The sequence below is a fragment of the Acinetobacter sp. BWR-L5 genome, from assembly GCF_039655985.1.
Classification (GTDB): Bacteria; Pseudomonadota; Gammaproteobacteria; order Pseudomonadales; family Moraxellaceae; genus Acinetobacter; species Acinetobacter johnsonii.
Map to the genome: position 1 here is coordinate 74486 of NZ_JAGFEV010000004.1, position 13025 is coordinate 87510.

9 protein-coding genes are annotated in these 13025 nt (G+C 42.2%); 1 reads left to right on the top strand and 8 read right to left on the bottom strand.

The window, feature by feature from the left end; genetic code table 11:
- Positions 1-416: 416 nt before the first annotated feature.
- Positions 417-1421 (top strand): tRNA dihydrouridine(20/20a) synthase DusA, encoded by a 1005-nt coding sequence (gene dusA, locus JZ787_RS08265; protein ID WP_346312210.1) that lies wholly within the window; start codon positions 417-419, stop codon positions 1419-1421.
- Positions 1422-1490: 69 nt separating this feature from the next.
- On the opposite strand, the gene JZ787_RS08270 is transcribed toward dusA, so the two are convergent.
- The 8 genes from JZ787_RS08270 to JZ787_RS08305 all read right to left on the bottom strand — a co-directional run bounded on the left by JZ787_RS08270 (position 1491) and on the right by JZ787_RS08305 (position 12853).
- Complete coding sequence (locus JZ787_RS08270) at positions 1491-2342, bottom strand: phosphatase PAP2 family protein (RefSeq protein WP_346312098.1); 852 nt, start codon at positions 2340-2342, stop codon at positions 1491-1493.
- Positions 2343-2519: 177 nt separating this feature from the next.
- On the bottom strand, positions 2520-3287 hold the full coding sequence (locus tag JZ787_RS08275; protein WP_346312099.1) for a tRNA threonylcarbamoyladenosine dehydratase: 768 nt from the start codon (positions 3285-3287) through the stop codon (positions 2520-2522).
- 114 nt (positions 3288-3401) lie between these two features.
- Entirely contained in the window at positions 3402-6155 is a 2754-nt protein-coding gene (gene acnA / locus JZ787_RS08280) for an aconitate hydratase AcnA (RefSeq protein ID WP_346312100.1), read from the bottom strand.
- Between the two features lie 126 nt (positions 6156-6281).
- Entirely contained in the window at positions 6282-7097 is an 816-nt protein-coding gene (locus tag JZ787_RS08285) for a TatD family hydrolase (protein ID WP_346312211.1), read from the bottom strand.
- A 12-nt stretch (positions 7098-7109) separates the two neighbouring features.
- Positions 7110-8060, bottom strand: coding sequence for an RsiV family protein (locus tag JZ787_RS08290; protein ID WP_346312101.1), 951 nt, complete (start codon positions 8058-8060; stop codon positions 7110-7112).
- Positions 8061-8107: 47 nt separating this feature from the next.
- A complete protein-coding gene (locus tag JZ787_RS08295; RefSeq protein ID WP_087011481.1) occupies positions 8108-8926 on the bottom strand; it encodes a hypothetical protein in 819 nt (272 codons plus the stop codon).
- A 90-nt stretch (positions 8927-9016) separates the two neighbouring features.
- Positions 9017-10606, bottom strand: a complete 1590-nt coding sequence (locus tag JZ787_RS08300) for a peptide chain release factor 3 (protein WP_004692398.1) — start codon at positions 10604-10606, stop codon at positions 9017-9019.
- 168 nt (positions 10607-10774) lie between these two features.
- A complete protein-coding gene (locus JZ787_RS08305; RefSeq protein ID WP_346312102.1) occupies positions 10775-12853 on the bottom strand; it encodes an EAL domain-containing protein in 2079 nt (692 codons plus the stop codon).
- Positions 12854-13025: the final 172 nt, after the last annotated feature.

Below are 13025 nucleotides of genomic sequence, written 5' to 3' on the forward strand. Positions count from 1 at the left end.
AAGACCTTTTGGTTATAAGCTTTAATTCCAGATCAGAAGTTCCCTTTACTTGCTCTAGTGTTCAGCAAAATGTACTGACTTTATTTTTATGGTAGTATTGCGCGCGATTGGCCAAGATTGAATTAAGCCTAAAGTAGCAGCGTACTCTCCCATATTCGCATCGAATTTGATTCAGATATTGATCAATAGCAACTCGTTAAAGTCAGTTCAAGCTCTCGCTCTTTCTCCAACGAGCTATCTGATTTCCTGTATGTTGATTGCACTTTTCTAATTCAATTTTTAGCTCCCACAAGACACTTATGTAGTTTCAGAACGGTTAGGACAGCTCTTAACTCGTCCACATGGGTTTACATAATCTTTGACAGATTGCATAGCACAGATTAAAGGTATGATTTTTCATGACGATGAACAAAAATATTGAAACCACTCAATCTCCGAGAATCAGTGTTGCCCCGATGATGGATTGGACCACCAGGGACTATCGTTTTTTTGCCCGTTTATTTAACCCAAATGTGATTCTCTATACCGAAATGGTGACCACAGGTGCCATTTTATTTGGCGATGCCAAACGTCATCTCGACTTTAACCATCAAGAACATCCACTTGTCTTGCAACTGGGTGGCTCGAATCCAAAGGACCTTGCCATTTGTAGCAAAATGGCGCAGGACTGGGGCTATGATGAAATTAATTTAAATGTCGGCTGCCCGAGTGACCGTGTACAGAACAATAAAATTGGTGCCTGTTTAATGGCAGAGCCAGACTTGGTCGCAGAATGTATTGCAGCAATGCGTCAAGCAGTCGACATTCCTGTGACCGTGAAACACCGTATTGGCATTGATGACATGCATTCTTATGAAGAAATGCTGCATTTTGTTGATACCGTGGCAAAAACAGGTTGTGATAATTTTATTGTGCATGCCCGTATTGCTTTACTTCAAGGTTTATCGCCGAAAGAGAACCGTGAAGTTCCACCTCTCCGTTATGAAGATGTTTATCGCCTCAAACAAGAACGTCCAGAGCTGCTGATTGAAATTAACGGCGGGATTAAAACCTTTGCCGAAACAGAACAACATTTACAGCATGTGGATGGCGTGATGATTGGTCGTGAAGCCTATCACAACCCGTATTTACTGGCAGAATTAGGACAACTTTGGCAACTGGATGCGCCAGATCGTTTTGAGATTATGGAACAAATGCTGCCTTATATTTCTAAGCGTATGGCTGAAGGTGCACCCTTGTCGATTTTAACCCGTCATATTCTGGGCTTATTTCAAAACTTGCCAGGTGCACGAAAATGGCGTCAAGCTTTAAGTGGTGGCAATGCCAAAACATTTGCTGATGTTGAAAATGCCATTCGAAATATTCAAGAAGCTCTGAAACGTACCGAAGATTATTTACTTGAACATCAAGTTCAGCCTTAAAGAGTTAGAATAAAAAATGCCCAATTGTAAATTGGGCTTTTTTTATTCTCTATGTTTCGTCTTTAAGATTTACATCACGGAACCAACGGTGGTCGATAAGGCTTTATTTTCAAACTCGCAAGAAGCCGGATCAGGTACATCACCTTTACGCTGTGCAGTCTGATATTCTTTCTGTGCTTTGGCTAAATCTTTTAAAAATTGCTTTTGCGTATGTAACTGCGCCACGGTCATGGCTGCCATATTTTTACCTTCAATGATGTCACTTTGCCAATGTACATTACATACCAAACGACTTTCCGCAAATGCTCGTCCACGTAAGAAAATATGGTTAGCACGTTGTGGCGCAATTTCGCTCATAATCAATGCCCAGCCCCAACCAATTGCAGAATGTCCCGAAGGGTAAGAACCGTCGGTCGCTAATTTATCTTTATTTTCAATATAGCTAATGCCGTACTTTTCACGATCTTCTGCCGAAATTTCACAAATCCCCTGACCATTGCTCATAAATGGGCGAGTACGTTGGTATTTATTTTTTGCAGAATACGAGGATAAGCCTAAATCAACCAAAGATAATTCCAACATTTTATAAATGGTTGGCGTTTTTCCTTGACTAATATCGACATTCGCTGCGCAAGAAAATGCTTTTGCTGCACTTGGAAAATACAAATTACTGTCATAGCCAGCTTGTACCCAACGGTCTGATCGATACAACATTAAGGCATTTTTATTGATAAAATCATCATTGGCTTTGGTGGCAGAACCCTCCGCTGGCGGCGGAGGCAAAATTAAAGCACTGTCCACAGTGGTCTGGGTTAAATATCCCTTATGTTGTTCTCTCAACTCTTTTTCATAGGCATTCGGCTCTGCGTGCGTCACTGCTGTTGCCAATGCAAAAAGTATGATCCCAATAGGTTTTATCATTGTCATCTCTACCTCTGTTCTCAGTTTTTTATATCATTCTTTATAGTTTTCAACATGTAGATTCTGATTCGAATCAATTTTTAATCAACATAACATAATTCGGGGGACATGCGAGATGTCCCCCTTAGGACAGCACTTTTTTTATGTAAATTTTTTCGGTGGTAAGCTCAATGACAATTAACGTTTGGCTTGAAGTGCTTCTAATTTTTTCAGAACTTCAGCCACTGCAATCATGGCAAAACTAGAGGTCACCACCACTGCCGAGCCATAGCCGCCACAGCGTAGACCTGCACTTGGGCAAACATCGGCACTGGAGAATGGATTATCAATAGAATAGACACAAGTAATCCCGAATTTTTCTTTTGGTTTTTTACAAATGCCTTTAGAACGCAGTTGCGCACGTAACTTGGCTAACATCGGGTCTTGTTCAGTTTTCGATAAATCTGCGACTCGGATTTTCAGCGGATCCAGCTTACCGCCTGCACCACCCGACACAATTAACGGAATTTTATTAAAACGGCAATGTAACATCAGTGCCAGTTTGGCTTTCACGTCATCAATACAATCTAAAATTAAGTCTGGTCGATGTTCTAAAATTTCTTTGACATTTTCTGGGGTCAAATAGTCATCGATCAAATTGATTTTGATCCGTGGATTGATGGATCGACAACGCTCGGCCATCACTTCAATTTTTTCAAGACCTAAGGTCGAACTCATGGCTGGCAGTTGACGGTTAACATTCGAAGCCGCAATCGAGTCCATATCAACCAGTGTTAATTCGCCAACGCCTGTACGCGCTAAAGCCTCGACTGCCCACGAACCTACACCACCAATTCCGATCACCATCACATGACTTTTTTCATAATATGAAAAGGCCTCGTCTCCATAAATTTTGGCTACACCAGCAAAACGGCGGTCATATTCATCATGTTGCAGATCAGTCATGCGTACATCTATATCGGTAAAATCGTGTTCATTTTACCTGAATACGACCTTGGATTGAATGTATCGCTACAAACAATAAAGCCCTGATGATGACAGGGCTTTATTCCATTGAGATTAGGCCGCAATTAAATTACGCAGTACATAATGCAAAATGCCGCCAGCTTTAAAGTATTCCACCTCATTCAAGGTATCAATACGGCACAGCACTGTAAATTGGTCTTGGTTGCCATCTTCTCGAAGCACCTGAATATCCAAAGTTTGATGCGGCTGAATATCATCCGATAAGCCATGAATCGAAAGTACTTCACGACCTGTCAAATTTAAGGATTGGCGCGTTTGTCCATCGACAAATTGCAATGGCAATACGCCCATACCAACCAAATTGGAACGGTGAATTCGTTCAAAACTTTCGGCAATCACCGCTTTAACCCCCAATAAGTTCGTGCCTTTGGCAGCCCAGTCACGTGATGAGCCTGTGCCATACTCTTTCCCAGCAATAATGATTAATGGCGTATGTTGCTGCTGATAAAACATAGAGGCATCATAAATCGGCAAGGTTTCTCCTGTTGGAATATAGATCGTGTTTCCACCTTCTGCACCACCGAGCATTTCATTCTTAATGCGAATATTGGCAAAAGTGCCTCGCATCATCACTTCATGGTTGCCACGTCTAGACCCGTAAGAGTTGAAGTCTTTGGGTTCAACCCCTTGTTCTTGCAAATAGCATCCTGCTGGGCTGTCTTTCTTGATATTACCCGCTGGGGAAATATGATCAGTGGTGACCGAGTCTCCAAGCACAGCCAAAATACGTGCCTGTTCAATGTTGGTAATCGGTTTCGGTGGCTGACCTATCTCTTCAAAAAATGGCGGATGGCGAATATAGGTTGAATTCTCTTGCCAAGCATAGGTCTGACTTTGAGGAATCTGAATCGCCTGCCATGCTGTATCGCCATCAAATACTGCGGCATATTCTTTATGGAACATCGCAGTATTTACACTCTGTAGCGCATGATCAATTTCAGCCTGACTTGGCCAAATATCTTTCAAGTAGACCGCCTGTCCATCTTTGCCGTGGCCAATGGGTTGTGTGGTCAGGTCTGTACGGATATTGCCCGTCAAACCATAAGCTACCACCAAAGGCGGCGAAGCCAACCAGTTGGTTTTCACCAGAGGATGCACACGCCCTTCAAAATTACGGTTGCCTGAAAGTACTGACGCAACATTGAGATCATGGCACTGAATGGCTTCTTCAATCGGTTCAGGCAGTGGTCCAGAGTTACCGATACACGTAGTACAGCCATAACCGACGAGGTTATAACCCAATTCATCCAAATACGGCGTTAAACCTGCCGCAGCCAAATAATCGGTCACCACTTTAGAACCGGGCGCAAGCGAACTTTTCACCCACGGTTTACGCTGTAGACCTTTTTCAATGGCTTTTTTGGCAAGAAGTCCCGCGGCTAACATCACGCTGGGATTGGAAGTATTGGTACATGAGGTAATCGCTGAAATGACCACATCACCATGGTTCAATGGATAGGACTTTCCATCAATAGTGCAAGATGGCTCCTCATGCGGTAGATTGGCTTTTTTAGCTTCAACAGCTGTGCCACCACCTTCATTTTCTAAACGCTCTTTGGCTTCTTTTGCTGGCTTGAGATTTAGTTCCATCAAATCATGAAAAGTTTTAGGTACATCTGACAGCAAAACACGATCTTGCGGACGTTTAGGGCCTGCCAAACTGGCCTGCACGGTGCTCATGTCCAAGCTCAAAGTATCGGTAAAAACGGGTTCATCACCTGCATTTCGCCACAGGCCTTGCGCTTTACTATACGCTTCAACCAAATCAATCCGTTGTTGCTCACGACCTGTCAACGCTAAATAAGCCAAGGTCACATCATCAATCGGGAAGAAACCACAGGTTGCACCATATTCAGGGGCCATATTGGCAATAGTGGCGCGGTCAGCCAAAGGCAAGTCGGCCAAACCATCGCCATAAAATTCGACAAATTTACCAACCACGCCTTTTTGGCGTAGCATTTGTGTGATGGTTAAAACCAAATCTGTTGCAGTAATGCCTTCATTCAATTTCCCTGTGAGTTTGAAACCGATGACTTCAGGAATTAACATGGATACAGGCTGCCCGAGCATCGCCGCTTCAGCTTCAATCCCGCCAACACCCCAACCGAGCACGCCTAAGCCATTGATCATGGTGGTATGTGAATCTGTTCCCACCAAGGTATCAGGGAACGCAAAAGTTTGTCCCTCATCCTCCCCTAGCCATACCGCTTGAGCCAGATACTCTAAATTGACTTGGTGGCAAATCCCAGTACCCGGCGGGACAACGCTAAAGTTATTAAAGGCCGATTGTCCCCAGCGTAGGAATTGATAACGCTCACCATTGCGTTGCATTTCAATTTCGACATTTTCAGCAAAGGCATCTTTATCCGCAAAATGATCGACCATTACGGAATGGTCGATCACCAAATCGACAGGGGACAAGGGATTAATCAAATTCGGATCACCACCCGCTTGTGCCATTGCGGCACGCATGGCAGCCAAGTCAACCACGGCGGGAACCCCTGTGAAATCCTGCATCAGTACGCGTGCTGGCCGATATTGAATTTCCTGATCAGAGCTTCTGGTTTTTTGCCAATCGACTAGGGCTTGAATATGCTCTACTTTTACACTTTTTTGATCTTCAAAACGGAGTAAATTTTCGAGTAAGACCTTTAAAGACTTGGGTAATTGATCAATATTACCCAATGTTTGGGCGGCTTGAGGGAGGTTAAAAATTTGATAGGATTTTTCACCCACCATGAATGTTTGTAATGCATTGAAACTATTGATTTTGCTATATCTGGCCATTCGGTTGCCCTCCAGTATTGGCGAATTTATTTATTATGATGTTCTTTCTTTAATGTAAGCCTGTTTAGAAAAGAATGTGTTCCCTTTTGGTTATCTTATTTTTATCGAGATTATTGTCTTATTCTTCTAAAATTTTAAATGTAACGCAGCCAATGAGTTCTGCCAGAGTTGAGTTGCTAACGACCGCTCAGACTGATCCAGTGTCTGTGCGAGACTCTCCAAAACATAAGGTAAATTCACCGGCGTATTGCGGGTGCGATGCTCGGTCGATGTTTGACAACACAACGGCGTCATATCTGGACAGTCCGTTTCGATCACCAAATGTTCACTACCAAGAGCTTGCACCACTTGATGCAATTTTTTGGCATTTGGATTAGTGATTTGCCCTGTGACCCCAATTTTAAAACCGAGTTTGACCAAGGCCTTGGCTTCTTCCACCCCGCCACTAAAAGCATGAGCGATACCACCGAATTTGAATTTTTGGGCTTTTAAAATGGCAATGCTTTCTGCATGCGCTTTGCGAATATGTAATAACACTGGCTTTTGATATTGCTTAGCAAGTTCCAGTTGTTCAGAAAAATAAGATTGCTGCTTGGCGAAAAGTGCAGGCTGTTTATGCTCTTTTAAAAAGGTGTCTAAACCAATTTCACCCACAGCTACGCAGTCCTGCTGCTGCAAAACCTGCTCTAAACGTTGTAAGTGTTCAGTCTGATGCTGTTCGATATAAAACGGATGTAAACCTGGTGCAAGGTAAGAGGATGGAACATTCTCCCAGCTTTTTAATTGCTGATGTGTCTGAATCAGCGTATCAAATCGTGATTCAAGAAAACCAATGAGGACCAGTGCCTCTACCCCAACACGTTTTGCTTGCTCAGCCAAATGTTGCCGATCAGTATCAAAATCGGCAACATCAAAATGAGTATGGGTGTCGAACAGAGGCAAGCTCATGCTTGATTAGCTCTTGGCTTCTGAAGCAGCCTGTACGCTCTGTTTGGCTTTTGGTAAATACTCAGGCTTTAAAATTTTCTGGAGTTGATCATAACCTATAGTTAAACGTGGTAAACCCACCACATAAGGACCAATTTCATACTCACCATATTGCAAAATCAGACCTTCAGTGCCCAAGTAATAATTGTTACTCAAACTAAACTTCCACGCTTGCTCATATTCATCGACATTGGTCGCTAACTTAGAGTCCACAACCCAAGCACGAAAGGCTTCATGCGCTACTCTATTTAACGCCGCCTTCTGATTCGGCAACAATAGATCATCCAAACTCACCAGCTTTTGCTGCTTCAAGTCAAAATTATAATAATGCTGTGATGATGAACCATGTGCACCGCCTAAGTAGCTACTGGTGTTCAATACCACCGTGGCCAAAGGGTCTTTGGCATTTAGAATTTTCGGTTTAATCATCAAACTAATTTGATGATTAGAACTTAAGGCTTTCAACTCTTGGTCTAAACCCAGAAAAGCAGCCAGATAAGGTTGAACTTGTTTCTCTAGTTTCAGTTTAGGGGTGAGGACTTGGCCCACTACCGCAGGTTCAGAACTTGCCGCCACAGCACTTGATGCCTCGGTAGCAGAACTGCTATGCATAGGCGAAATATCAATAATCTGCGATAAATCTTTCACAATTTGTTGATCAATAAAATTATCAATAAACGCTTGATTACTTTGCAAACGATCAATGTTTAATTCTGGGCAAGCATTGCCATCACATTCAGGTAATTCGAATTGTAATTTTTCGGTGTCACCGACCAGTTTTAAAGTGGTGTCTACCTCTGAAGCCGCTGTGGTTTGTGTTGCAGGAGTTTGAGGCTCTTTATCTTTTGGTTGGCAGGCTGTCAAACTGATTGCAGCTGCAAGTACGCTGATCGTAAATATTGTTTTGCTTTTTAACATAAATAACCTATTACCTTGTGAAGCCGGCTCTTGCTTTGGCCAATGCACTAAAACAACTGGGTATAGACATCGGCTTTTAATACCTGTTGAGTTTGTGCTTTCGTCAAATAAATATCAAGCTGAGTGCCATCTTTTACGATCTCATGAGTCCGATAATGTAAACCGATGCCCTCTTGGTCAAAAAACCAATCTGCTTGCCCCCAGTACAACTTCGCTGGTGCAGATTTTCTCACGTCAGGTTCTTGTTTCTTCAACCAGTCTTGATACGCTTTTTGCACCAACACATTCATCGCCAGTTGCTGTTTCGGGTGAATTAAATCTAATAATGCCACCGCTTTTTGATTTTTACGATCTGCAACAAAGAAATAATAACGTTCCTTAACATTTACATTCTCTTGATTGGTATCAACCCCAATTTGCATGAGCACAAACTGATTGCGCTGATACGGTATACGCGTATACATCGCCAAGCTATAAGCCTTGTTACCCTTGAATTCGGCTTGCCATGTATCCGACTTTTTCACATAGGCATTAATGGCTTGCTGTAAGTTCATGTCTTGTTTTAAGCCAATTTGATCTTGAATCACTCGAGCCTGACTTTTGGCAATCCATTGGTTTAACCACGGATCTGCCGTTGTTAGACTTTGCAGATCTAATTCAATACAATTCTTGGTTTCACAAAATGGTTGTGCAATATCAGCCGCTTGTTGCTGAATATTTAAATATGGTAACACTTCAGCCTGCTCTGTTTTAAATACCGAGCTTTTGGCATCTGCGTCTGTTTCAGATTGTTTAGAGGAGTCACATGCCGTCAATAAGACAGTCAAACTCACCAATATTGTATAAATAGCCTGTTTCTGCAACATGCGTCTTCCATGAAATTCATGATTAAAATAAAGTATCTTGCATAATCAAACAGCTTCACGAAGAAGCTGTTTTATTTTTTAACATCCCGATTAGTGTTCGCGGGTATTGCGGAACACGATGTCTGGATAGCGCTCTTGCATCAGTTGTAAGTTCACACGACTCGGTGCCAAGTAGGTCAAGTGACCACCGCCATCTACCGATAATTGATCATGTGCTTTTTTCTTAAATTCATTGAATTTTTTGTCATCATCACATGACACCCAACGCACTGTATTAATACTCACAGGCTCGTAGACGCAGTCGACTTTGTATTCTTCTTTCAAACGGTATGCCACCACTTCAAACTGAAGCACACCCACTGCACCCACAATCAAGTCATTGCTATTTTGCGGCATGAAGACCTGTGTTGCACCTTCTTCTGAAAGTTCTTTTAAGCCTTTTTGTAACTGTTTCGATTTCAATGGATCTTTCAAACGTACACGGCGGAACATTTCAGGGGCGAAGTGCGGAATACCCGTAAATTGCAATTTTTCACCTGAGGTGAAGGTATCGCCAATTTGAATTGTACCGTGGTTATGTAAACCAATAATGTCACCCGGCCATGCTTCTTCTAGATGCTGACGATCACCAGCCAAGAAAGTCAAAGCATCACTAATACGCACATCTTTATCTAGACGCACATGCTTCATTTTCAAACCTTTTTCATATTTGCCTGAACAAATACGCATAAAGGCAATACGGTCACGGTGTTTCGGGTCCATATTGGCTTGAATTTTAAAAACAAAGCCAGTAAAACCCTCTTCAGTTGCTTCAACCAAACGATTTTCTGTTGGGTGCGCTTTAGGTTCAGGCGCATAGTTGCTAAATGCATCTAACACATGGTCTACACCAAAGTTACCTAATGCTGTACCAAACAATACAGGTGTTTGACGACCCGCAAGGAACTCTGTGCGGTCTAAAGGCTCATTGGCCATTTGCACCAACTCTAGAGACTCTTCAAATGCCGCCCAAGCCAGCTCACCGACTTTTTCACGTAAGTCTGGATAGTCATAACCATCACGGACTTCGATTTCGGTAATGGTTGAACCAAAACCTGCTTTATACACATAAAACTTTTCTTCGATCAGGTTAAACACCCCAGCGAAGTCGCGACCGGTACCGAGCGGCCAAGTGATCGGCACACATTTAATTTTGAGAACGTTTTCAATTTCATCCAACAGCTCTAAAGGCTCACGGATTTCACGGTCCATTTTGTTCACAAATGAAATGATCGGTGTGTCACGCATACGACACACTTCCATCAGTTTCACGGTACGATCTTCGACACCTTTTGCACCATCGATTACCATCAAAGCTGAATCGACCGCTGTTAAGGTACGATACGTATCTTCAGAGAAGTCTTCGTGTCCCGGCGTATCGAGTAAGTTGATCATCTTGTCTTTAAATGGAAACTGCATGACAGAGGTGGTGATCGAAATACCACGTTCTTTTTCCATTTCCATCCAGTCTGAAGTCGCAGCACGGTCCGATTTACGGCTTTTCACCATACCTGCAATCTGAATGGCCTGTCCCCACAACAGTAATTTTTCTGTCATGGTGGTCTTACCAGCATCGGGGTGGGAAATAATCGCAAAGGTACGACGCTGCGCAACTTGCGCTGCTAATTCATTTTTAAACATAAATTAAATCTGCAATTGATCATAGCCCTCATGATCGATACGACCACAAAGTCCTATAAAAGAAATTCTAAATTGGGCTAATTGTATCCGAATACCGCTTGAGCTTCTATTGTCTTTTATCAAGCGAAGCGAGAAAGCACCACACGCCAAAGCGTTTCAATGAGTGGCTTAATTGAAATAAGTTGACGATGTGTACTCAAACTCTTCTAAGCGCTTAACATCCATAGGCATACCCAACAAATAGCCTTGTAATTGCTGACAGCCTAAACGCGACAAGATTTCCATTTGTAGGGGACTTTCTACACCTTCTGCTGTCACGACCAAACCCAAGCGAATCGCCAGATGAACAATACTTTCTAAAATCATTTCATCTTTTGAGCCAACGGTCAGCTCATGAATAAAACCGCGATCAATCTTCAACTCATCTACAGGTAGGTTTTTTAAATATAAAAAGCTGGAATGTCCTGTCCCAAAATCATCAATCGCCAAACGAATCCCCATTTCACGTAACCGCTGTAAGGTACGAATGCTGCCTTCGATATGGTGCATGGCCGTACTTTCAGTGATTTCAATAATTAAATGATTTGGGTTCACTTTATATTTATCAAAAAGATGCTCAAGATTATTAAATAAGTGCTTATGCTCAAACTGTACAGCCGATAAATTCACAGCAATTGGATACAGTTCAATTTTCTCTCGTTCCCAAATTTGTAGTTGCTTACACGCTTGCTCCAGAGCCCAATACCCCATTTGAATGATCAACCCCGTTTTTTCCGCACCTTTAATAAACATATTGGGGGTCAGCAAACCTAAAGTCGGATGCTTCCAGCGAATCAATGCCTCGACTCCACAAATCCGTTGATCTTGGATGGTAAATTTAGGCTGGTAATACAAAACAAACTGTTGTTCTTCTACTGCTTTATATAAGTCATTGATCAGCTTAGTTTGGCTTTTCGCTTCTTGTTGGTCAAAACTGTAATTAAAAATAGAATAGGTATTTCGTCCCTGATATTTTGAGGTCAGCATCGCTGCATCGGCATTAATCAATAAATCTTGCAAATTACTACCATGTTCGGGATACATCGCAATACCAATACTCGCAGACACATTGATTTCTTTACCTGCAATCAAAAAGCTATCTTGAATCAACTCCAGCACGTGCTCCGCCATTTGGCACGCTTGCTCAGGAGTGGCCTGCTCCAGCACCATCAGAAACTCGTCCCCCCCAATTCTGAGAATTTTTTCATTTTTACTTAAGTGGCGATGAATCCGTGTGGTCAGTTGAACCAATAATTGATCCCCAACATGATGCCCAAAGACATCATTTACGGCTTTAAAGCGGTCTAAATCGATATATAAAAAGGCAATGCTTTCATTGCGGAAGCGTTGATCTGTAAACAAAAAATGGGCGTATTCCGCCAAATACAATCGATTGGGCAGCTTGGTTAAATTGTCCTGTACTGCCTGATTTGCCAACTCTTTATTGGCCAGAGAAAGTTGAATATTGCGCTCTTCTAAACGTTGTTCCAGCACCGCAACAACAAAGGCTGCCACCAAAATCAAACAGGTAATAAAGATAACAACAAATAAAACGATGCTTTGACCTGCTTCAAGGGTCATCACCAGCTTGTCACTATGGGTTGGATAGAACGAGACTGCAAGCATACCGGTATAATGCATACTCACGATGGTCAATGCCATCATCCCTGCAACATACCATTGGTACAACAGTTTTTTGCTGACCGCATTTTTATATTTAAAGATCAGCCAAAAGGTTAAACCCGAGCCACTGATGGCAAGTAAAATAGAGAAAACTGTTAATAAAGGATCGTAGACACTCTGATAGCCCTCAATAATCAGCCCCATCATACCGGTATAATGCATGCCCGAAATACCAAGCCCCATCAATACCGACCCCAAAACCAATCTTAAGAAAGGTAAGGTCTGACGCGTGGTCAACCAAATTGAAAAAACAGATGCAATAAAGGCAATAAAAAAAGAAAGAATCGTCAGTGCAGGGTCAAAATAACTATGCGTCGGCAAATCACAAGCCAACATGCCCACAAAATGCATGGCCCAAATGGCACAGCCTAAGAAAAAACTACTGAGTAAAATTAACCCTGTTTGAAATTTTTTACGCCAAGCACGAAATAATAAGCGTTCGGTCGACACTGCAAAAAAACACGCCAACAATGCCACAACAATTGAACCTAATACCAAACTAAAATCGTAATGCACATGCATCATATAAAGTGTCCGTATTAATTGCTCTTTTTCTTCATTTATATATCCTTTTTATCAAAGGCGAAAAGCATTGCTACCCGATTAAGAATCTTATACAAACAGGTTCAGGTCAAGAAAAAAACATAGAAATCTTATTAGAATTTATAGATTTATTTTACCTTGAAGATCGGTTTGG

Coding starts and splice junctions, on each gene's coding strand:
- JZ787_RS08270 (WP_346312098.1), bottom strand. CDS start 2,342: ATGATAAAACCTATTGGGATCATACTTTTTGCATTGGCAACAGCAGTG.
- JZ787_RS08275 (WP_346312099.1), bottom strand. CDS start 3,287: ATGACTGATCTGCAACATGATGAATATGACCGCCGTTTTGCTGGTGTA.
- acnA (WP_346312100.1), bottom strand. CDS start 6,155: ATGGCCAGATATAGCAAAATCAATAGTTTCAATGCATTACAAACATTC.
- JZ787_RS08290 (WP_346312101.1), bottom strand. CDS start 8,060: ATGTTAAAAAGCAAAACAATATTTACGATCAGCGTACTTGCAGCTGCA.
- JZ787_RS08295 (WP_087011481.1), bottom strand. CDS start 8,926: ATGTTGCAGAAACAGGCTATTTATACAATATTGGTGAGTTTGACTGTC.
- JZ787_RS08300 (WP_004692398.1), bottom strand. CDS start 10,606: ATGTTTAAAAATGAATTAGCAGCGCAAGTTGCGCAGCGTCGTACCTTT.
- JZ787_RS08305 (WP_346312102.1), bottom strand. CDS start 12,853: ATGATGCATGTGCATTACGATTTTAGTTTGGTATTAGGTTCAATTGTT.